Annotated in this window: 22 protein-coding genes and 1 pseudogene; 11 read left to right on the forward strand and 12 right to left on the reverse strand. The window is 62.5% G+C overall.

All coding sequences use genetic code 11. The features are described from left to right. Window positions 1-45 precede the first annotated feature (45 nt). Together dnaA and PF049_00010 are read left to right on the forward strand one after the other, a co-directional pair. A complete protein-coding gene (gene dnaA, locus PF049_00005) occupies window positions 46-1503 on the forward strand; it encodes a chromosomal replication initiator protein DnaA (protein ID WBY17936.1) in 1458 nt (485 codons plus the stop codon). Window positions 1504-1544: 41 nt separating this feature from the next. Further along, window positions 1545-2357 carry a HesA/MoeB/ThiF family protein gene (locus PF049_00010; GenBank protein ID WBY16593.1) on the forward strand — a complete coding sequence of 271 codons (813 nt, stop codon included), beginning with the start codon at window positions 1545-1547 and terminating at the stop codon, window positions 2355-2357. 334 nt (window positions 2358-2691) lie between these two features. On the opposite strand, the gene PF049_00015 is transcribed toward PF049_00010, so the two are convergent. Next, window positions 2692-3390 (reverse strand): NAD-dependent deacylase, encoded by a 699-nt coding sequence (locus PF049_00015; protein WBY16594.1) that lies wholly within the window; start codon window positions 3388-3390, stop codon window positions 2692-2694. A 34-nt stretch (window positions 3391-3424) separates the two neighbouring features. Between PF049_00015 and dapB the strand changes: the two genes are divergently transcribed. The 4 genes from dapB to PF049_00035 are packed head-to-tail and all read left to right on the forward strand — an operon-like array spanning window position 3425 to window position 5679. Then, window positions 3425-4156, forward strand: a complete 732-nt coding sequence (gene dapB / locus PF049_00020; GenBank protein WBY16595.1) for a 4-hydroxy-tetrahydrodipicolinate reductase — start codon at window positions 3425-3427, stop codon at window positions 4154-4156. Beyond that, the gene (locus PF049_00025; GenBank protein WBY16596.1) at window positions 4153-4524 is read left to right on the forward strand and encodes a hypothetical protein; all 372 of its coding nucleotides are present in this window, start codon (window positions 4153-4155) and stop codon (window positions 4522-4524) included. The genes dapB and PF049_00025 overlap by 4 nt, the downstream gene beginning before the upstream one ends. Continuing rightward, a complete protein-coding gene (gene nth / locus PF049_00030; GenBank protein ID WBY16597.1) occupies window positions 4521-5192 on the forward strand; it encodes an endonuclease III in 672 nt (223 codons plus the stop codon). The genes PF049_00025 and nth overlap by 4 nt, the downstream gene beginning before the upstream one ends. A gap of 49 nt (window positions 5193-5241) precedes the next feature. After that, window positions 5242-5679, forward strand: a complete 438-nt coding sequence (locus PF049_00035) for a hypothetical protein (GenBank protein WBY16598.1) — start codon at window positions 5242-5244, stop codon at window positions 5677-5679. 13 nt (window positions 5680-5692) lie between these two features. Here PF049_00035 and PF049_00040 read toward each other — a convergent pair whose 3' ends face one another. From PF049_00040 to PF049_00090, 11 genes are all read right to left on the reverse strand, one after another. Beyond that, entirely contained in the window at window positions 5693-6931 is a 1239-nt protein-coding gene (locus tag PF049_00040) for a dicarboxylate/amino acid:cation symporter (protein WBY16599.1), read from the reverse strand. 24 nt (window positions 6932-6955) lie between these two features. Continuing rightward, complete coding sequence (gene dapE, locus PF049_00045; protein WBY16600.1) at window positions 6956-8092, reverse strand: succinyl-diaminopimelate desuccinylase; 1137 nt, start codon at window positions 8090-8092, stop codon at window positions 6956-6958. Next, window positions 8089-8964, reverse strand: coding sequence for a S1/P1 nuclease (locus tag PF049_00050; protein WBY16601.1), 876 nt, complete (start codon window positions 8962-8964; stop codon window positions 8089-8091). The genes dapE and PF049_00050 overlap by 4 nt, the downstream gene beginning before the upstream one ends. Continuing rightward, complete coding sequence (locus tag PF049_00055) at window positions 8961-9635, reverse strand: glutathione S-transferase family protein (protein WBY16602.1); 675 nt, start codon at window positions 9633-9635, stop codon at window positions 8961-8963. The genes PF049_00050 and PF049_00055 overlap by 4 nt, the downstream gene beginning before the upstream one ends. A gap of 73 nt (window positions 9636-9708) precedes the next feature. Beyond that, the gene (locus tag PF049_00060; protein ID WBY16603.1) at window positions 9709-10545 is read right to left on the reverse strand and encodes an alpha/beta hydrolase; all 837 of its coding nucleotides are present in this window, start codon (window positions 10543-10545) and stop codon (window positions 9709-9711) included. 40 nt (window positions 10546-10585) lie between these two features. Beyond that, window positions 10586-11227, reverse strand: a complete 642-nt coding sequence (gene yihA, locus PF049_00065) for a ribosome biogenesis GTP-binding protein YihA/YsxC (GenBank protein ID WBY16604.1) — start codon at window positions 11225-11227, stop codon at window positions 10586-10588. Further along, complete coding sequence (gene yidC, locus PF049_00070) at window positions 11224-12972, reverse strand: membrane protein insertase YidC (GenBank protein WBY16605.1); 1749 nt, start codon at window positions 12970-12972, stop codon at window positions 11224-11226. Before yidC ends, yihA begins: the two co-directional genes overlap by 4 nt. A 58-nt stretch (window positions 12973-13030) precedes the next feature. Beyond that, window positions 13031-13240 carry a membrane protein insertion efficiency factor YidD gene (gene yidD, locus PF049_00075; GenBank protein ID WBY16606.1) on the reverse strand — a complete coding sequence of 70 codons (210 nt, stop codon included), beginning with the start codon at window positions 13238-13240 and terminating at the stop codon, window positions 13031-13033. After that, window positions 13237-13644 carry a ribonuclease P protein component gene (rnpA, locus tag PF049_00080; GenBank protein WBY16607.1) on the reverse strand — a complete coding sequence of 136 codons (408 nt, stop codon included), beginning with the start codon at window positions 13642-13644 and terminating at the stop codon, window positions 13237-13239. The genes yidD and rnpA overlap by 4 nt, the downstream gene beginning before the upstream one ends. A 164-nt stretch (window positions 13645-13808) precedes the next feature. Beyond that, window positions 13809-13943 (reverse strand): 50S ribosomal protein L34, encoded by a 135-nt coding sequence (rpmH, locus tag PF049_00085; protein WBY16608.1) that lies wholly within the window; start codon window positions 13941-13943, stop codon window positions 13809-13811. Between the two features lie 99 nt (window positions 13944-14042). After that, complete coding sequence (locus tag PF049_00090; GenBank protein ID WBY16609.1) at window positions 14043-14810, reverse strand: alpha/beta hydrolase; 768 nt, start codon at window positions 14808-14810, stop codon at window positions 14043-14045. 173 nt (window positions 14811-14983) lie between these two features. Between PF049_00090 and PF049_00095 the strand changes: the two are divergent. The 5 genes and pseudogenes from PF049_00095 (at window position 14984) to PF049_00115 (ending at window position 20011) form a co-directional block, all read left to right on the forward strand. Next, a pseudogene (locus tag PF049_00095) lies at window positions 14984-15622 on the forward strand (magnesium chelatase domain-containing protein). Between the two features lie 41 nt (window positions 15623-15663). Beyond that, the gene (locus PF049_00100) at window positions 15664-17334 is read left to right on the forward strand and encodes a recombinase family protein (protein WBY16610.1); all 1671 of its coding nucleotides are present in this window, start codon (window positions 15664-15666) and stop codon (window positions 17332-17334) included. 29 nt (window positions 17335-17363) lie between these two features. After that, window positions 17364-18566 (forward strand): SHOCT domain-containing protein, encoded by a 1203-nt coding sequence (locus PF049_00105; protein WBY16611.1) that lies wholly within the window; start codon window positions 17364-17366, stop codon window positions 18564-18566. 20 nt (window positions 18567-18586) lie between these two features. Next, on the forward strand, window positions 18587-18949 hold the full coding sequence (locus PF049_00110) for a hypothetical protein (protein WBY16612.1): 363 nt from the start codon (window positions 18587-18589) through the stop codon (window positions 18947-18949). An 885-nt stretch (window positions 18950-19834) separates the two neighbouring features. Beyond that, a complete protein-coding gene (locus PF049_00115) occupies window positions 19835-20011 on the forward strand; it encodes a hypothetical protein (GenBank protein ID WBY16613.1) in 177 nt (58 codons plus the stop codon). Window positions 20012-20209 lie beyond the last annotated feature (198 nt).

Genomic DNA, 20209 nt, shown 5'->3' on the forward strand with positions numbered 1-20209 from the left:
ATGCGCCGGATCATCGTGATTCCGGCGGCGGAAGAGGTGTGCGTAATGGCGAACGGCAATGGCAACGGTGCAGCAAGGCGCAAGGGCGATGCGCCGGAAGACCAGGACGCGATCAATCTCGCTGCCGACTGGTCCGACATCAGCCAGGGCCTGCGCAAGGATCTGGGCCACCAGCTTTACAGCCAGTGGATCAAGCCGATCCAGCTTGGCGGCATCGATCCCGAAACCGGCGTTCTCGATCTTTATCTGCCGACCGAGTTCAGCGCGAACTGGGTTAACGACCGCTTTGCCGATCGCCTGACGCTGGCATGGAAAATCGCCCGCAGCGAGATTCGCAGCGTGAAGATCCAGGTTCACCCCGGACGCCAGAAGCTGGCCGACCTGCCGGTGGGCGACGGCCGCCGCCCGGCCAATGACGGGCTCGACATCGGGTCCATGCTGGCAGGGGCCGGCACTATCGGCCAGTCGGGCTTCACCAGCTCCGTCGGTCTCGACCCTTCGCTGACGCTGGCAGCCTTCGTGACGGGCGAGACCAACATTCTCGGCTATAATGCCGCGCAGCGTATGGCTGCGGTCGAAACGCCGCAATTCAGCCCGCTTTACCTGAAAGCGGCGACCGGACAGGGCAAGACGCACCTGCTGCACGCCATCGGCCACCAGTACCTCGCCAGCCATCCGCGCGCCCGCATCTTCTATTGCAGCGCCGAACGGTTCATGGTCGAATTCGTCCAGGCGCTGAAATCGAACCAGACGATCGAGTTCAAGGCCCGCCTGCGCAGCTTCGACCTGCTGCTGGTCGACGACATCCAGTTCATCATCGGCAAGGCCTCGGCGCAGGAAGAGCTGCTCTACACGATCGACGCCCTGCTGGCCGAGGGCAAGCGGCTGGTCTTCGCCGCCGACCGCGCACCCCAGGCGCTGGACGGGGTGGAACCGCGTCTGCTCAGCCGCCTGTCGATGGGCCTCGTCGCCGACATTGCCCCCGCCGATATCGAGCTGCGCAAGAAGATCCTCGAAAGCAAGCTGACCCGCTTTGCCCCACTCAACGTGCCGGAAGACGTGATCGACTTCCTCGCCCGGACCATCACGCGCAATGTCCGCGAGCTGGTCGGCGGCCTCAACAAGCTGATCGCCTATGCGCAGCTGACGGGCCAGGTCGTCTCCCTGCAACTGGCCGAAGAGCAGCTGACCGATATCCTGTCCGCCAACCGCCGGCGGATCACGATCGACGAGATCCAGCGCACGGTCTGCCAGTTCTACCGCATCGACCGCAGCGAGATGTCGAGCAAGCGCCGCGCCCGCGCCGTCGTGCGGCCGCGTCAGGTGGCGATGTATCTTTCCAAGTGCCTGACCCCGCGCAGCTATCCCGAGATCGGCCGCAAGTTCGGCGGCCGTGACCATTCCACGGTCATCCACGCCGTGCGCCTGATCGAGGACCTGCGCGAGCGCGATGCCGACATGGACGGCGACGTGCGCAGCCTGCTGCGCCAACTGGAAAGCTGAGTTCTCGACAAGCTGCACACAGGCTGTCACCAGCCTTTGCCATGAGCTTGTCACAGCCCCTATCACAGCCCTCGTCACAACCCTTGTCTCCGGCCCGAGCCGAGCGTTTCGCCCGCCATATCGTCCTGCCGGAAATCGGCGGAGCCGGTCAGGCGGCCCTGGCATCGGCGCATGTCGTGCTGGCCGGGCTCGGCGGGATCGGCGCGCCGGTCCTGCAATATCTCGCCGGGGCCGGGATCGGGCGCTTCACCCTGCTGGACGACGGCGAGGTCGAGGCGAGCAATCTGCAACGCCAGACGATCTATACGGAGCGCGATATCGGCCACGGAAAGGCCGTCTCCGCCCGGCGCTGGGCCGCCAATTTCGACCGCGAGTTGCAGGTGCGTATCGAGGACGTGCGGATCGATAGCGGCAATGCGCGCGAACTGGTGTCCGGCGCGGACCTCGTTATCGACGGTACAGACAATTTCGCCACGCGGCTGGCGATCTCCGATGCCTGCGTTGCGGTGGGCGTGCCGCTGCTGTCAGCCGCCGTAGGCCGCTTCCAGGGACAGGTTGGCGCCTTTGCCGGTCACTTGGCCGACCAGCCCTGCTACCGCTGCTTCGTCGGCGATGCCTTCGACGCCGAAGACTGCGACACCTGCGCCGAAGACGGTATCTTAGGCGCAATGGTCGGCTGGACCGGCAGCTTCGCCGCGATGCAGGCCGTGCGGGTGTTACTGGAGCGCAAGGCTGCGTTCGGAGACCCGCAATGGGGCAAGCTGCACCTGATGGACGGCATGAAACCGGGGATGCGGACGCTGACAATCGCTAAAGATCCCGCTTGCAGAGGATGTAGCGGGAATAACAGCTAGCGACGTGGTTGCGGACGTCCAGTCAGCAGACGCCTCTCGATGTCCGCTCGTAGATTCGTACAATCCCATCCGGCGCGAACGCCACCCGATGACCGGTCCAGCGTCAGCCAAAAACTGCGAAGGCCGGAACTTTGAATGCTAAAAGACGGTGCCTCAGGTGCAACGTAGCAACCTGTTACCGGCCCGGGATCGAAAGAGATCGGCTAATCAAATTCGGTGCATCCGCTCAGCATCAGGGCGCCGGATAAGAAGGCGGAGAGTTTGACCATAACGCGCAATGGTGGGCGAGGACCGCTAATCGTCAATAGCATCTAACCACCTCATATCCCGCGATTTACGCAGCAAGAATCTTCCCCACCCACTCCGGCACCAGTTCGCCCGCCTTGCCGTGGCGCGACTCATCGAACCAGTGCGAGCCCTCGCTCGGCTCGAGATTCAGCTCCAGCGTCTTCGCCCCGCCCATCTTCGCTTCCTGCACGAAGCCGGCGGCGGGGTAGACGGCGCCCGATGTGCCGATGCTGACGAACAGGTCGCATCCCGCAAGCGCGGCATAGATACGTTCCATCTGATAGGGCATTTCGCCGAACCACACGACATCGGGCCGCAGGGCCGGTGTCCCGCAGGCCGGACAGGCCGGACCATCGGCAAGGGGCCCGGTCCATGCATGGCGCGCCCCGCAAGCAGCGCACAGGGCGCTGAGCAGTTCGCCATGCATATACAGCGGAGAAGCGCCGGCACGCTCGTGCAGGTCGTCGACATTCTGGGTCACGAGGAGAAGCTTGCCAGGAAACTCCCGCTCCAGCTTCGCCAGGGCATAGTGCGCCGCGTTCGGCTCTACCTGCTGCACGGCGGCCCGGCGCATGTCGTAAAACCGCTGGACGAGAGCGGGATCACGCCCGAACCCTTCGGGGGTTGCCACGTCCTCCACGCGGTGCTGCTCCCACAGGCCGCCCGCGTCCCGAAACGTATCGATGCCGCTCTCCGCGGAAATTCCTGCGCCTGTCAGGATGACGATGCTGCGAATGTCTGCCATGGCCCTATCAGACAGGTTAGCGGCGAGGGGCGCAATGGCACGCATCGGCATTATCGGCAGCAAGGGACGCATGGGGGCGGCGATCGCCGACGTGCTGGAGGCATCGCCCGACCTTACCGCCGCGGGCGGCATCGACCATGGCGACGATCCGGGTGCCCTCGCCGCCAAAAGCGATGCGCTGGTCGACTTTTCCGCCCCGGCCGCGCTGCAACGCAATTTGCAGGCTGCGAAGGATGCGAGCATCCCCATCCTGATCGGCACGACGGGGCTGGAAGAGGCGCATCACCAGGCCATCGAGGACGCGGCGCGGGCCATTCCCGTGCTGCAGACGGGCAACACCTCGCTCGGCGTGACGCTGCTGGCGCATCTGGTGCAGGATGCCGCGCGCAGGCTGGGGCCGGAATGGGATATCGAGATCGTGGAGATGCATCACCGGATGAAGGTCGATGCCCCGTCGGGCACGGCGCTTCTCCTGGGCGAAGCGGCTGCGCGGGGCCGCCGCATCGACCTCGCCGCCCACACCGAAAGCGGGCGCGACGGCCATACCGGTGCCCGGGGCGAAAGCGCCATCGGCTTTGCGGCCCTGCGCGGCGGCACGGTGGCAGGCGATCATTCGGTGATCCTTGCAGGAGAGCAGGAGCGCATCACCCTGTCGCACATGGCAGAGGACCGCAGCATCTTCGCTCGCGGCGCGGTGCGCGGTGCGCAGTGGCTGATCGGGCGCGAGGCCGGGCGATATTCGATGAACGAAGTATTGGGGCTGTGAAGGGCTTTGCCGTCCTGTCCGGCCTGTTCCTCGTCATCCTGCTGACCATCATCGGGTACGGCATGGCCATGCGGGACGACCCGCGCCCATTCATGCTCCCCATCCTTGTCGCCGCGGCGTCCCTGCTGCTCCTGCCGGTGGGATACTGGATGATCGCGAAGCGCCGGATGCGCCATGTCGGGGGCGGAATTGCGACGGGCGCGATGCTGGTGGCGCTGGCCGCGCTCTGGCTGTGGCTGCTGCGCGGTGCGGGAATGTGGACGACCCATGCCATGCCCCTCGTCATCTGGAGCGCGGTGTGGCTGGTCGCCAGCCTGCCGTTCCAGCGACTGGTCGTGAAGGAATGGCGCAGGAGAAAACATCTGTGACCAAGGATCAGATCTTCGAATTCTTCCGGCGGCTGGCGGAGGACAATCCCTCGCCCGAGACCGAGCTGGAATACGGCAATTGCTACCAGCTGGTCGTCGCTGTCGCCCTGTCGGCGCAGGCAACCGATGTCGGCGTGAACAAGGCGACGCGCGCCCTGTTCGCCGCTGTCGAAACGCCGCAGCAGATGCTGGATCTGGGCGAGGCTGGCCTCAAGGAGCACATCAAGACCATCGGCCTGTTCAATTCCAAGGCGACCAATGTCATCGCGATGAGCCGGATGCTGGTCGGCGAATATGGCGGCGAGGTTCCGGACACACGCGACGATCTCGTCCGCCTGCCCGGTGTGGGGCGCAAGACGGCGAATGTCGTCCTCAATTGCTGGTTCAAACAGGAAACCTTTGCCGTCGACACCCACATACTGCGCGTCGGCAACCGCACGGGCCTCGCCAAGGGGAAGACGCCGGAACAGGTCGAGACGAAGCTGGACAAGCGGGTTCCTCAGCCCTTTCGCCTGCACGCGCATCACTGGCTGATCCTGCATGGCCGCTATGTCTGCAAGGCGCGCACGCCCGAATGCTGGCGCTGCCCGGTCATCGACCTGTGCAGCTTCCGCAAGAAGGTCATGGAACCGCCGGCCCGGGCGAAGGGTTCGAAGAAGGCAGGCTGAAATGCCGCGCTGCGCTGCGCCGCGTATCCTGCACGACAGGAGCTCGCCCATGCCCGTTCGCACCGTCCCCGCCCTCGCCCGACCCATGGCGCGCTTCGCCGCTTCGCTGTTTGCGGTGACGGGCCTTGCGGGCTGCAACGCCTACGCCGATACGGACAGCTTCGTCAGCGATGCCCCGGCTGCGCGCGTGGTGGGAGAGCCGGTCGGTTGCCTCAGCGCCAGCCGGATCCGTTCGACCGTGGTGCATGACGACCGGACGATCGACTTCGAGGTGACGGGCGGCGATATCTACCGCAACACGCTGCTTAATCGCTGCCCGCGACTGGGGTTCGAACGCTCGATTTCCTACGACATTCGCGGCGGGCGGCTTTGCAGCCCGGAATTTATCTATCCGCTGGAAAGCATCGGCGGCGGCATCCAGCGCGGGGTCGGCTGCGGCCTCGGCGAGTTCGTACCGGTGGAACTCGTCCGGGACGACCCGGCCTGACGCAGGCTGCCGCCTACACGTCGTCGGCGGAAATCATTTCCTCGCGGTCGATCTCGCCCGTCATAACGGCAACGGTCGTGGCGATGGCCGCATCCCCGCTGACATTCGTCGTAGTGCGCATCATGTCCATGATCCGGTCGACGCCGGCTACGAAGGCGATGGTTTCCAGCGGCACGCCTACTGCGCCGAACACCAGCGCCATCATAATGAGGCCAGCGCCCGGAATACCGGCGGCGCCGATGGCGGCCAGAGTGGCGAGGATCGAGATCAGGAAATAATCGCCCCAGCTCAGGTCCACGCCGAAAATCTGCGCGCCGAACAGCGTGGCGAGGCCCAGATACATCGCGGTGCCGTTCATGTTGATCGTCGCACCCAGCGACACGACGAAGCTCGACACGGACGGGCTGACGCCCAGGTTGCGCTGGGTGCAGCGCAGCGTCACGGGCAGGGTCGCGTTGGAACTGGCGGTGGAATAGCTGACGGCCATTGCATCCACGATCCCGCGGAAAAAATCGCGCACCGGCAGGCGGGCGAGGAACTTGATCATCGCCGAATACATGACAAAGATGATGATCAGGCAGCCTGCGTAATTCAGCGCGACGAGCTGCGCCAGGGCGGCAAGTGCATCGAAGCCAAGCGTGCCTGCGACCCATGCCATCAGGGCGAATACGCCGAAGGGCGTCAGCTCCATCACGATCAGCGTGACCTTCTGCATGATGATCGCGCCGCTGTCGAAGATGCGCTTGACCGGCTCCCCGTCCTTTTCCGCCATCAGGATGCCGATGCCGATCAGCAGGGCGAAGACGATCAGCGGCAGGACCTGTGCGTCCGCCATGACCTGAACCGGGCTTTCGGGGATGATCGACAGGACCATGTCGACCGCCGTCGTCTCGTTCGGTTCCGGCGTCGCGCCTTTCTCGATCGCGCTGGTATCGACTCCCGCGCCGGGCGCAAGGACGGTTCCCATGCCGAGGCCCAGCCACACCGCGATCTGCCCCGTCACCACGAACAGCAGCATCGCCCGGCCCCCCACGGAGCCCAGTTTCCTGAGGTCGCCGATCGCCGCGACGCCCGCCACCAGGCTGAAGAAGATGAGCGGGACGACAAGCATCTTGATCGACTTGATGAAGAAGTCGCCGATCCACTTGATGCTTTCCGCCTCCGGCCCCCACGCCCAGCCGGTCAGGATGCCCAGGATCAGGGCGGCGACGACGCGCTGCCACAGCGGGATTGCAAACCAGGTACGAAGCATAGGTGGTGGCCCCCCTCGGACCGATCAGTCGGTAAGAGCCGCCCTTGCGACCCGTGCATAGATGCGGCTTAGCGTATCGAGGTCCTGCAACGCCACCGCCTCGTCGGTCTTGTGCATGGTTGCATTGACCAGGCCGAATTCGATGACGGGGCAGACCGCGCGCAGGAACCGGGCATCGGACGTGCCGCCCGTGGTCGACGCCTCCGGCACGAGGCCCGTTTCGGCTTCCACGGCAGCCGCGATGATGTCTGAAAATTCGCCCGGCGGCGTCAGGAAGGGCTCGCCCGAGATGATCGGTTTCGCCATGCCGCCATGCTTGCGGGCAATCGCCATGACCTTCTCGGAAAGGGATGCGCCCGAATGCCGGTCGTTGAAGCGGATGGAAATGCGGGCCTCGGCGCGGGCGGGGATGACATTGTGCGCGGCATTGCCGACTTCGAGGTCGGTAATCTCGAGATTGCTCGGCTGGAACCAGTCGGTCCCCTCGTCGAGCACGAACGCGTCCAGGTCCGCCAGCATGGCGACCAGCTTGGGAATGGGATTGTCGGCCAGGTGCGGATAGGCGACATGGCCCTGGCTGCCCTCGACCTCGAGCCAGATATTGACCGATCCGCGCCGGCCGATCTTCATCATGTCGCCAAGCCGGTTGACGCTGGTGGGTTCGCCGACGAGGCACAGGTCCGGTTTCTCCCCGGCCTGCTCCATATATTCGATGAGAGCGCGCGTCCCGTGGAGCGCGGGCCCTTCCTCGTCCCCGGTGATGATGAAGCTGATCGTGCCTGCGTCCGCCTCGACATCCGCGGCGGCTGCGACCATCGCGGCGATCGCGCCTTTCATGTCGACCGCGCCGCGCCCGTAAAGCAGGTCTCCGCGCACTTCCGGCTCGAATGCATCGCTGTGCCAGCCATTGCCCGGCGGGACGACATCAAGGTGCCCGGCAAAGGCGATATGCCTCGACCCATCGGGGCCGCGGCGGATGGCGAACAGGTTCTCGACCGGTGCTTCGGGCGTGCCCTCCTCGCCTTCTCCGCGCGTAAAGCGGTGAACCTCGAAGCCCAGCGGTTCGAGCATGGCCTGCATCGCGTCGAATACCTCACCTGTGGCGGGTGTCACGCTGGGCGCGGCCATCAGCCGCTTCGCATAGTCCAGCGCATCGCTCATGCGCCGTCCTCCTGCGGCAAGGGGCCCGGGGCCATCGCGCTGTCGAGCAACTGTGCGATCCTGAGCCCTGCCTGCGTCACACGACGCTCAGCTACGGGAACCGCTTCGGCGATGGCTTCCTGCGACAAGGCCGTGCGCTCGGGAAAGCTGCCGTCGCACGGATTGCAGTCGTAAGCCTGGCGGTAGATGAAGCTGCGGCTGATCTGCCAGCTCTCGCGGCCCCAATCGGCCGGACCGCCGCCTGCCAGTTCGGCAAGCTCCGCCGCGCCATACCGACGCACCAGCGAGGGGCGGGCGCTGGTGATCGCGCGCTCGGCCAGCGGGCCGTCCCAGATCCAGTGCAGGTTGAGCTCCGGGACGATGCCGTAATCGACCACCCGGTCGTTGCCACCGCGATCGTCCCAATCGCCGGAATGCAGCGGCATGTGGATGTCGCCTGCGAAGTGGACCATAAAGGCGAGCGCTTCCAGCCGGACATTGTCGGGCAAGCTCTCGTCGGCGAGGATGCGGTGATTGCGGGTCACCTGCGCGCTGACGCAATTGCCGCCCGAGCAGTTCTTGCGCACATCATAGTCCTGCGTCACCGGCTCGGTCTGGTAATGCCAACCGGCTGTGTAGCCCCACCGCCAGCCCTCGCGCCGCACGCAATCGGGCCAGACGGTCGCTTCGGCCATCGTCGACAGCGGGCAGTCGGGCGTGCCGATCTGCGGCTCGGCGGCGTAGAGGCGGTCGATCGCAGCGCGCGTATCGGGGCGGATATTGGCGAGCGCGATGTCGCCGGTAACGGTGTGCGCGAAGAAGCCCCAGGCCATCGCCGGCGCTGCCTGAAACGCGAGCATGACGCTCGCCACAACAGTCAGAAAACGCATCATTCCCCGCCCGCCGCGGTCCATTCCGATCTCTCGATGACCCATTCCTCGTCCTCGGCTGCGGCGATCCAAGCCTGCAGCCATTCATGTTCCCACATCGCTTCCATGTAGCCTTGCGCGAAGCCGGGCAGCTTGAAGCCATAGGTCAGGAACCGGCTGACGACCGGCGCGAAATAGATGTCGGCAGCGCCGAACGTGCCGAAGAGATAGGGCCCGCCCTGCCCGAAACGCGCCCGCGCCTCTGCCCACAGGCCAAGGATGCGCACGACGTCCTGCCGCGTCTGCTCGGAAATCTGCACGCCTTCGAACCGCTTGCGGATATTCATCGGACATTCCGCCCTGAGCGAGGCATAGCCGGAATGCATTTCCGCGACCATGGCACGGGCCATGCCGCGCGCGGCGTCGTCCTTCGGCCAGAACCGGTCGCGCCCCACCTTGTCGGCGAGATATTCCAAAATGGCGAGACTGTCCCAGACAACCGCGTCATCGTCCCAGAGGATGGGCACCTTGCCATGGCTCGCGGCCAGCGCCTGGTCATCCGACTTTGCCTGTTCCCACTGCTCACCGAACATCGGGACCAGTATCTCTTCGAAGGAAAGGCCGGACTGCCTGGCGGCCAGCCAGGCCCGCAGGCTCCAGTTGGAATAATTCTTGTTGCCGATAATCAGCTTCATGTGCCGGTCCCACCAGATTGACGTGCAACAGGCGGGCTAGCTGTTCAGAATGCAAGTGTCGATACTGAACGGATCAAGGGCCGGCCGGGTCGACGAAGGCTGCGATATCCTCAAGCGCCGGAGAATTGCCGCGCAGCGGTTTTGCGATGGATGTGATAATGCCGACATGGCCCACGTCCGGGTAGATTTTCACCTCTGCAGGGGTCCCGCCCGCGCGAAGTTTTTCGGCAAGCTGGCGGCTGTTGCGCGGCTCGACCGTGGTATCGTCTGCCCCTGTCAGCAGCAAGGTGCGCGGGTCGCCTGCGCCTGCCCAGGTGATGGGCTGTGTTTCCGCCGGTTCGGGCCAGTTGCCGAACGCAGCCTGCGTCACCTCGCCCTCGAAAGGCGCAAAGTCATAAGGTCCGGCAAGGCCCACCCAGCCATCGATAGCGGCGCGATCGGAGCCCAGCCACCGCTCGTCCAGCGCCAGCATCGCCGCGATATAGGCACCTGCGGAATGACCGATGAGAACGATCCGGTCGGGATCTCCGCCATATTGCGCGACATGCTCGCGCACCCACCGGACAGAAGCGGCACCATCCTCCACGAATGCAGGATAGCGCACGTCGGGGACCAGCCGATAGTCGGGAACCAGCGTCACGAAACCGCGGGCGGCCAGGGCCCGGCCCAAGAAATCATAGCCGGTACGCGTCCCGCTGTTCCAGCTTCCGCCGTAGAAGAACACGACAACGGGGCGCGCTCCACCGGCTTCGGGCGCATCGGCATCCGGCGTGAAGATATCGAGCTTCTGCCGTTCTTCGCTGCCATAGGATATGGCTTCGGCAACCTGCCGGGAAGCCCCGTCCTTCGGGATGACGGCATTGAAGGTCTTGAGCGGCGAACAAGCCGCCAGCGCGAGCATGCCCACCATCGCCAAAGCGGTCTGTCCTGCAATTTTCATTCGCGCCCGATCACACCGCATCTGCCACCACGGCCGCTCTCAGGGCGGCGATCCCCATGCCTTTTTCGGCGCTGGTAATGTGCAGCTCGGGGAAGGCGGCGGGATGCTTCTTCGCTTCTTCGGCCACCCTGGCCGCGGTTGCCTCCAGCGCGCTGGCCTTGATCTTGTCCGCCTTGGTCAGCACGACGCGGTAACCCACCGCCGCTTCGTCCAGCATCTTCATCATGTCGCGGTCGACGTCTTTCAGCCCGTGGCGCGCATCGACCAGCACCAGCGTGCGCGCCAGCACGGCGCGGCCGCGAAGATAGGTGCGGACCAGCTTCTTCCACTTGTCGACCACCGCCACCGGCGCTTTTGCAAAACCGTATCCGGGCATGTCGACGAGGCGGAATTGCAGCGGCTCGCCGACTTCGAAGAAATTGAGTTCCTGCGTCCGGCCCGGCGTGACCGAGGCACGGGCAATCGCCTTGCGCCCGGTCAGCGCGTTCAGCAGCGACGATTTGCCGACATTGCTTCGTCCGCAAAACGCGATTTCCGGCACGGTCGGATCGGGCAGGAATTTAAGCTGCGGGGCGGAAAGAAGGAAATCGACGCGCCCGGAAAACAGCCTCGCGGCGGCCTTTTCCTCCGGCGTTTCAGGGGAGCCGATCACGCCTTCTCTTCTTTCGCCCTTGCCGCGTCGCGCTCTTTCTCGGCCCTCTCCTTTTCCACCGCGGCCCGCAGCTGCGGATGCTTGGAATAGAGATATTTCTGCTGCGCCAGCGTCAGGATGTTCGACGTGTTCCAGTACAGCAGCAGGCCGGCGGCGAACGGTGCCATCACGAACATCAGCACCCACGGCATGATGTTGAAGATCTGGCGCTGAACGGGGTCGGTCACTGGGTTGAGCTGGAAGGTCAGCCACATGGTGAAGCCGAGCAGGACGGCCAGCACGCCGATGCCGAGGAAGCTGGGCGGCGTGAACGGCAGCAGGCCGAACAGGTTCAGGATCATCGCCGGGTCAGGCGCGGAAAGATCTTCGATCCACAGGGCAAAGGGTTGATGTCGCATCTCGATCGCCAGGATCAGGACCTTGTAGAGCGCGAAGAAGACCGGGATCTGCAGCAGCATGGGCAGGCACCCGGCGAGCGGGTTGACGCCCTCGTCCTTGAACAGCTTGCTCATTTCCTGCTGCTGGCGCTGCTTGTCGTCCTTGTAGCGTTCCTGCAGCACCTTCATCTTCGGCTGGATGGCCTTCATCGCGGCCATGCTTGCAAAGCCCTTCTGCGCGATGGGGAACATCAGGCCGCGCACGATGACCGTCAGCAGGATGATCGCGACACCGAAATTGCCGACCGCCTCGAACAGGGTGCGCAGCAGCCATAGCAGCGGCTTCTCGAACCAGCGGAACCAGCCCCAGTCGATGGCAAGGCCGAACTTCTCGATCCCGCCGTCTTCATAGGCGTCCAGGACCGCGCTTTCCTTTGCGCCTGCAAACAGCTGCGTGGTGCGGGTAACCTGGCGCCCTGCGCCGATCGTCGCGGGCTGGTAGATCACGTCTGCGCGGAAGGTCGTATCGTCCAGCGCACGGAAGGCGCCGTCGGGATTGGAGCCGCTTTGCGGGACGAGCGCGCTCAGCCAGTAGATGTCGGAAAAGCCGATCCAGCGGGTCGTCCCGCCTTCCGGATTGACGACACCTTCTTCGGCCAGGTCTTCGTAGTCCGGGCCGTAATCGGCACTGTCGCCGAACACGCCCATCGGGCCCGAATGCGCCAGCCACGTATCGAGGCTGGCCAGGGCATCGGTCCGCGTGACGGTGGCGAAGGGACGGGCAACGATCGGCCCCGACCCCGTATTGGCAACCGTCTGCTGCGCCGTGATCATGTAGTTTTCGTCGATCGAGAGCGCGATGCGGAATTGCTGACCCTCGCCGTTGTCATAGGACAGGGTGACCGGGCTTCCGGCAGAAAGCGTGTCGCCGTCGGCCTGCCACACCGTATTCGCATCGGGCAGGCTGGCCCCTTCGCCGACCCAGCCGAACTGGGCAAAATGCTGGCCCGCCGTTCCCTGCGGCGCGAACAGCTGGACCGGGCCGCTGTCATCGTCGACGGTCGCGCGGTGATCCTTCAGCTCGATATCGTCGATGCGCGCGCCGACGAGATTGATCGATCCCTCGACGCGGGGCGCATCGATCCGGATGCGCTGGGGGCTGGCCAGCGCCTCTGCCAGGTCGACCGGCCCGGCCGGTGCGGCATTGCCGGTATCGATCGCCGCATTGCCGGCGGCCCGCTCTTTGTTCGCCACCGCTTCGACCGGGGTCTCGGGCTGCGGATAGAGGTAATTGACCGCGGCATCCCAGCCGAAAAGGAGCAGGGCGCAGAGCAGAACGGCGAAGAACAGATTGCGATTATTGTCCAAGGGAACGATTATCCGTTGTGCTGGCCGCAATGGCGCGAAGTGTGATTGTCGGGAGCCGTCATGGCACGGGATCGTATCCGTGCCCGCCCCATGGGTGGCAGCGCATTATACGCTTGAAGGCCATCCATCCACCCCTGATCGCCCCATGCTTTTCCAGCGCCTCTATGGCGTAGGCGGAACAGCTCGGCTGATACCGGCACGAAGGCGGCAGCACCCGGCTCGGGCCGATCTGCCATGCGCGCGCTACAAGGATCAGAATGCGTTTCATTTGCGGGACTTGCCTGCCTGCGACGGCTTGTCGCCGCGCGCGCCCCTTTTCGGGCGGCGGCCTCGGCGTGGGTCGGACTTGCCTTCGCGTGCCCTTTCGAGAGCGGCGGAAAGCTCTGCCCGCAAGGCCGCGAAATCCCTTTCGATACCGGCATCACGGCCGATCAGGACATGGTCGTGATCGGGCAGCCCCTCCTGCGGAAGCGCATCGCGCAGCAATTCGCGGAACCGCCGCTTCATCCGGTTGCGGATGACGGCGTTGCCGACCTTCTTCGTGACGGTGATGCCGAACCTCTTGCCCTTCCCCCCGGCCGGGCCGCCATTGGGGTTTGCCAGCAGCACGAAGCCGGGGCGCGCAACGCGCAGCCCGCGATTCGCCGCGAGGAAATCGGATCGCTTGCGCATCGGAGCGAGGGATTCGGAGGAACTGGGCTGCTCCATGATGCTCCTATACGCGAACGGGCCCCCGAAAGGGAGCCCGTCACGACCTGCCGGTCAATCGCTGCGCAGGCCATCAGAGAGACCTGCACACGAGAATACCGCGCCCCTTCGCGGGGCGCCGGCAAAGATCAGGCGGTCAGCTTCTTGCGGCCGCGCTTGCGACGGGCGCGGAGGACCTTGCGGCCACCGACGGTCGCCTTGCGCGCGAAGAAGCCGTGGCGGCGGGCGCGAACGAGATTGCTGGGCTGGAAAGTCCGCTTCATGGCGAAGTCCTCAAAATCAAGCTGTGATGATGCGCCGCAGATGCAGCGCGAATAAAAAGGGCCGCCCGCAACCGGACGACCGCCGTATGGAGCGCGCGATTAGAAGGTCGGCGCCCCCAAGTCAAGATAGGCAATCCGCGGAGCGGCAACATTCGGCACCTGTACGGCGGCGTCCGCGCCGGCTGCTTCGTAGCCTTGACCGATCCAGCCGCGCATGTCCTGCGCCGTCAGCCAGCGGGCCGAATCGTGCGGGACGGAATTGGTCATGTCGTAAAAGGCGCGCGCATCCTCTGCCGAAAATCCCATTTCCTGGTAGAAGCCGACATATTCGGCATGGATCGGGGCATTGGCGGCATAGTCGTCTGCTTCCCGCCCCAGATCGTCCATCCAGCTGTGAACCGCAAATTCCGCACCGTCATCGATGCTGCGCGCAGCACCGGACAGGAACAGCTCGACCGCGCCCGAGCGCACCGAACCGCCGGCTGGAACGTGGGTCGCGATACCGGCACCGCGAATCATCCGGCCCAGTTCCAGGTTCGCGACGTCATCGTCCGTGCCCGGGCATTCCACGAGGCGCAGCGTTGAGAGGTGCGGATAATCTTCCAGCATGGCGGCGAAATTGGCCGGGCTGGCCGTGCCGGTCACACCCACCAGCGCAGCGGTCCGATCGTCCAGCACGCGGAACGCGCCATAGCTGGCGACCGCCTCCGGCATGGCAGGGGCCGCGTGGAAGGGGGTGGCGCGGCTGGCGCCGACTTCGACCCATTCCTCGACGACCCACTCCTCCACGATCGTCTCGATCACGACGTAGTTCTGCGCGGCCGCGGGCGCGGCGACGCACGCGAACATCGCGAGGACGAGGGTCATGAGGGCAGACGAGAGGCGGGCCATGCAAAGCGGGATGAAGGCCCCGTCTTGCGTAAAGGCGAACGATAATGGTTGCTTCGCGCGTAACCATGCTGTTTCAAGGCGCTTCGATCGCCCAACGGCCTGAAATCCGAGGGGGATTCAGGCCGCCTATCTGTATGGGGCAAGCAAACGTGGTCGCACTAGTAAGGACAGTCGCCTATCTCGGGCTGGAAGCGCGCGAGGTCGAGGTTCAGTGCCAGATCGCGTCCGGCCTCCCCCGCTTTTCCGTCGTCGGCCTACCGGACAAGGCCGTGGGCGAAAGCCGCGAACGGGTGCAGGCGGCGCTGGCGGCGATGGGCCTCGCCCTTCCGCCCAAGCGGATCACCATCAATCTCTCCCCAGCCGACCTGCCGAAGGAAGGCTCGCATTACGACCTCCCCATCGCGCTCGCCCTGCTATCGGCCATGGGCGTCACCGACAGGGAGCAGCTGGCCGATTTCGTCGTGGTCGGCGAACTGGCACTGGATGGCCGGGTGGTCGCCAGCCCCGGCGTGCTGCTGGCGGCGATCCACGCAAACCACGCGCAGCTCGGCCTCATCTGCCCTGCCGGACAGGGGACGGAAGCGCGCTGGGCCAGCGATGTTCCCGTTACGGCAGCCCCCGACCTGACCGCGCTGCTCAACCACCTGAAAGGCACGATGCAGCTGCCGGAGCCGGAGAAGGGCGTTGTGGCAGAGGCCGATCGCGGCCCGGACCTGAAGCGGGTGAAGGGGCAGGAAACGGCCAAGCGCGCGCTGGAGATTGCCGCAGCGGGCGGACACAACCTGCTGCATGTTGCACCTATTACAGAACACCCTGTATAGGAGCACATATGTCCATACCGGCCACAATTTATTGCAGAATTTCAACGCGAGAACAGACCAAAGGGTCAGGCATCCCGCGCCAACTTGAACTATGTCGCGCCATGTGCGCCAGACACGGCTGGGAACACTCACCGGACCGCGAAATTCACGACGAGGGCAAGTCAGCATATCACGGCATGAACCGCGCCCAGGGCGGAATGCTTTGGCAGTTTGAGCAAGACGCGGAAGCTGGGCTGTATGACAATGGCCATGTCCTCGTCGTTGAGCACTTGGACCGGATCAGCCGTGCGGGCTGGGACGAGGTTTATGACTTCCTCAAAACCATGACACAGCAAGGCGTGACGGTCGCTGTGGTCGATGGCGAGCGCACCTTTGCAGCGCATAAACGTGTCGAACTTTCTCAGGTCATGGAAGTCGTCATCAAGGGTGATGTCGCGCGCGAGGAAAGCGAGAAGAAAAGCGTCCGCATCGCGGAAGCTTGGCGCATCAAACGTGAAAAAGCCCAAGCGGGTGAACGGAAGGCGATGACTTCTAGGGTTCCAGCGTGGATTGACGTTGACCCGGAATCGAAGCTCATGTCCCTCAACCCATATCGCGCTTCCGTCCTCGAAGAGATGTTCCAGTGGTCGGCTGACGGACTCGGGGCAAATGCAACAGCGAAGCGGTTGAATGAACGAGACGAGGAATCTTGGAGCAGTGCAGGTAACGGATGGCAACCGAGCTACATCAAACGCCTCCTGCAAAACCGCGCCGCGATAGGCGAGTATCAGCCGAAGAAACGCTCACGCGAGGATAGGGCTGGGAAGCCAGTGGGCGAAGCAATCCTAGACTATTACCCGCAAGCGATCTCGGCTGACCTCTTCAATTCCGTCCAGAACGCTCGCAGCAAGCGAGTAAACGCAGGAGGCAGGCGAGGCCGAACGCAGGCGAACTTATTCAGCGGCATCGCCAAATGCGCGCACTGCGGCAGCACCATGTCCTACATCATCAAAGCCAAGAAAGGCGCGTTGAAGAAAACGAATACGGGCAGCGGAAAACCAATGGAGTATCGGCTGCGCCAATCCGAAAGCTATCTCGTGTGCGACAACGCAAACCGTGGGCGGGGCTGCGAGAACAACACCAAGGTCCGATACGAATTCCTCGAACCTCTCGTGCTAGACAACTTCCTCCACATGGCCACGCGCGGCAAATTGGATGACCGACAATCTGCCCTCGTCAAACTTCGGAAAGAAACCGCCGAAGCGCAGCGCGAATTCGACGACTATGATGCGCGCTTGACCAATCTCGTCGATAGCCTCAGCCGCACAGGGAGCGAAGCTGTCGAAGAGGCCATTTCGTCACTCGAAGTGAAAAGAAACAATTGCAAACAAAGGCTACAAGAGCTTACCGAACGACTAGCCCTTCAGTCCAGCGAGGCCACACCAAAAGAACACGCTCAGGCCGTAGCTGCGCTACGTTCCTCCATCGACGAATTTGAAACGCGGGTGAAGGTCAATTCAATCTTCCGCCAAACTATCACCTCGATGGCTTGCTTCGTAAATCGCGATACTGCCATCCTTGGGTTCGGCGCGCTATTGACTATTCAGAGCGATGGCAGTGTCGGAGGCGAATATTTTGCCGAACTTGACGGCGGTGAGAACGCAAAGGATTGGGCAGCTCAGACATCCATCGACACGTAACACTCCATTTCATGCAACAGGGACGAACCATGAAAGCTAAACTGACACCACTAACATCCGTTCTCGCCTTGGCTTTAGCCGTCTCATCATCTCCCGCATTAGCTGGGCCCGATGAAGACTTGCGGGATGCAGCACGGTTCGAGGCGAAGGAATATAGGAATGCGGGCTGGCCAGTGGACCGATGCTATGTAGGTATTACATTCGGCGATGGCTTGGTCCTGACTGGCGCGGGTGACTTACAGCCGGGTGACCGCTTGACGTCCGTCAACAGCGTGGATGTGACTGACGCAGACATTCCTGCAATCACGAATGCTTTCGCTGAGGCTCAGGTCGGCGGCTACGTCCCGGTAACGTATGAGCGCGACGGCGTTCCAGCATCGACGCAGATGTTATGCGGCAATCTAGCCGATGAGCAGACCAGAATTCTCGACGCGTTGGACTACGCAGGAAAGAAGGACTGGTATGACTGCATCGACGCGCTGGAAGGGCTAACAGACCGCTATGCGGTGAACTTGAAAATTCGCTGCGCCTCAGTCTCGAGAAAGCGGGACGATTATCCCATCCGTCAATGGACGGATGGTTTGGCAAGAGATGTGATAAGCTCAGCTGACATTGCAACATCATTGCGAGAAGAGGCAGCTAAGTCGCTCCGAAATGCTAGGTTCAATCTCTCCGGTGCCGTCTACGCTGACCTTCTGTCCACGGTACAATCTTGGGATGACGGAGCAGTTTGGGATTCAGTGAAGCCTGACCATGCATTGCTCAGCGAGGCAGCGAGGCAGGCAATCCGCAACAGGCTAATCGACCCTAGCTCAGCCATCATCGAGATGCCCTACGGCTTCGTATTTGGTGAATGGAAATCTTGGATTGCCGGAACACATACGGGCTTCATCACCTGCGGCTATGTCAACGCTAAGAACCGCATGGGAGGCTATGTGGGCCAAACGGCTTTCGTCGCCGTAGTGACTGAGGCCGGCCTCCCTGTATTCGCGGACATGGACAAAGCAAATAGCTCGCTGGGTCTTGTGAATTCGCAGTGCAACAAGACCATTCCCATGCTCCCACCAGCCCCCTTTGAAGAACCAGCCGAAGCAGACCCAACGCCAGTCATCATCAAGGAAGGACCAAGCCTAGCGGACGAGCTTGCTGAGCTCGCTGACCTCCATGCAGCAGGTGTTCTCACAGATGCCGAATATGCGGAAGCCAAAGCGAAGGTCATTGCTGGCGACTGAGTGACCAAGGGGGGTCAAGAATGATACAATGTGCTGAATGCAAGGTTGTTGGAACGCCCGAAGAAATGCGTGAGCATCAATGCGTTAATATCGCTCCGTTCGTAGATGAGGCCGACGAGAGACCCACTGGTAAGGAGCCGCTCACAATCGGCAAATGGGGAATGGTCTCATCATTCCTAGTGATGGTGGTCGGCATCCTCGCAATGAATGGTGAGACAGGAACCTATGCCTCTTCGGGCAGCTATGCTGAACTCCAAAAACTCGAAGCTATCGCTTTTTGGTGGAATGTCGCGCTCACTGCTAGCGGCGCGTTCTCAGTGTGCTTCCTGCTTTGGTGTACAGGCTACATAGCAAGAGCAATTAGTTTCTTAGACGCCCGCTGAGGGCTCACAAAGGGCCGACAAAGCCTATTGGCTACCAGTGTGCACAAAGGCAAACCTGTTGCCTTTGTGCGTTGGTGAACAGGCATATCATATAGATTCAAATAGGGTGGCTTCGACCCCTTAATGTCGCGGTATTACCTACTTTGAATAAGTATGTATATGGTAACATATACATCAAAGAATTCGAGAAGCGAGTGGAACAGTTGGAACGCGATGCGTCACAGGTGCCACAATCCTAACAACCCCGGATTCGAATGGTACGGAAAAAGAGGCATCACAGTCTGCGAACGCTGGCGAAAGAGCTTTCAGCATTTCGTAGAGGATATGGGCACCAAGCCCGGCCCCGATTATAGCTTAGATAGAATTGACAATGACGGTCCATACACACCGGAAAACTGCCGCTGGGCGACGAGAGCAGTCCAAGCAAAAAACCGCAGTAAGAAAAACAGAACCTACGTAAGGCGAAATTACACATTCGACGGAAGAACCGAAAGCGCTCAGGCATGGGCAAAAGAACTCAATTGCAGCGTAGGCGGGTTTAGGTACAGGGCGAATAAGGGATGGAATTACCTTCAACTCATAGGAGCAGCCCCTCCCCCTTCCCGCTCAGGTTGGAGCATGGCGTTCAACCAGTACCCAAGAAACTCCATTCCTGTAACGATTGGCACGAGAACGATGTTGCCTAAGGAATGGGCCATCCAAGCCGCGATACCACTTGATACACTGAACGCTCGTATCGCTAAGCTACAAAGAATGGGCATAACCAAGATACCGACAGACGTACTACGTCCGCCAAGAACCTACACCCGCAGGAAAAGGTAAGTCTTCGGTCGTAACCTAGGAAGCAGACGCTACCGTACTTCTAGCAAACAGGAGTAGATAGCAATGCAGACCGTAGAAGATATCTTGGAACAGTTTTCCGCCCACGCTGATACTGACCCCCAGCACTGGAATACCAAAAGCGGTAACATTCCCTTCGGTGACACCAATGTTGAATACCAACGCTTCGACGACCACTTCATCGTTACAGTACGCGGTGAGCAATACACCCTAAAGCGTTAATCCAACGCAAGCGGAAAGGCAGGGCATTGCTCTGCCTTCTCCATGAGTGAAAACCGCAGGGCTGCTATCTTAGATAGGCTTCTATCATCCAACGGAATCCACGGAAGATTAGTTGCATTAGCACGAAACCAACCGTTGCGAAAATTGCAGTCGAACGGAATGAGTGCGAATAGTAGGGAATGTTGGCACTGATAAACA

The sequence above is a fragment of the Erythrobacteraceae bacterium WH01K genome, from assembly GCA_027941995.1.
Classification (GTDB): Bacteria; Pseudomonadota; Alphaproteobacteria; order Sphingomonadales; family Sphingomonadaceae; genus CAJXSN01.

Bases quoted from the DNA above. Each gene is read 5' to 3' on its own strand.
- dnaA (WBY17936.1), top strand. From the start codon at position 46: ATGGCGAACGGCAATGGCAACGGTGCAGCAAGGCGCAAGGGCGATGCG.
- PF049_00010 (WBY16593.1), top strand. From the start codon at position 1,545: ATGAGCTTGTCACAGCCCCTATCACAGCCCTCGTCACAACCCTTGTCT.
- PF049_00015 (WBY16594.1), bottom strand. From the start codon at position 3,390: ATGGCAGACATTCGCAGCATCGTCATCCTGACAGGCGCAGGAATTTCC.
- dapB (WBY16595.1), top strand. From the start codon at position 3,425: ATGGCACGCATCGGCATTATCGGCAGCAAGGGACGCATGGGGGCGGCG.
- PF049_00035 (WBY16598.1), top strand. From the start codon at position 5,242: ATGCCCGTTCGCACCGTCCCCGCCCTCGCCCGACCCATGGCGCGCTTC.
- PF049_00040 (WBY16599.1), bottom strand. From the start codon at position 6,931: ATGCTTCGTACCTGGTTTGCAATCCCGCTGTGGCAGCGCGTCGTCGCC.
- dapE (WBY16600.1), bottom strand. From the start codon at position 8,092: ATGAGCGATGCGCTGGACTATGCGAAGCGGCTGATGGCCGCGCCCAGC.
- PF049_00050 (WBY16601.1), bottom strand. From the start codon at position 8,964: ATGATGCGTTTTCTGACTGTTGTGGCGAGCGTCATGCTCGCGTTTCAG.
- PF049_00055 (WBY16602.1), bottom strand. From the start codon at position 9,635: ATGAAGCTGATTATCGGCAACAAGAATTATTCCAACTGGAGCCTGCGG.
- PF049_00060 (WBY16603.1), bottom strand. From the start codon at position 10,545: ATGGTGGGCATGCTCGCGCTGGCGGCTTGTTCGCCGCTCAAGACCTTC.
- yidD (WBY16606.1), bottom strand. From the start codon at position 13,240: ATGAAACGCATTCTGATCCTTGTAGCGCGCGCATGGCAGATCGGCCCG.
- rnpA (WBY16607.1), bottom strand. From the start codon at position 13,644: ATGCGCAAGCGATCCGATTTCCTCGCGGCGAATCGCGGGCTGCGCGTT.
- rpmH (WBY16608.1), bottom strand. From the start codon at position 13,943: ATGAAGCGGACTTTCCAGCCCAGCAATCTCGTTCGCGCCCGCCGCCAC.
- PF049_00090 (WBY16609.1), bottom strand. From the start codon at position 14,810: ATGACCCTCGTCCTCGCGATGTTCGCGTGCGTCGCCGCGCCCGCGGCC.
- PF049_00100 (WBY16610.1), top strand. From the start codon at position 15,664: ATGTCCATACCGGCCACAATTTATTGCAGAATTTCAACGCGAGAACAG.
- PF049_00105 (WBY16611.1), top strand. From the start codon at position 17,364: ATGAAAGCTAAACTGACACCACTAACATCCGTTCTCGCCTTGGCTTTA.
- PF049_00110 (WBY16612.1), top strand. From the start codon at position 18,587: ATGATACAATGTGCTGAATGCAAGGTTGTTGGAACGCCCGAAGAAATG.
- PF049_00115 (WBY16613.1), top strand. From the start codon at position 19,835: ATGCAGACCGTAGAAGATATCTTGGAACAGTTTTCCGCCCACGCTGAT.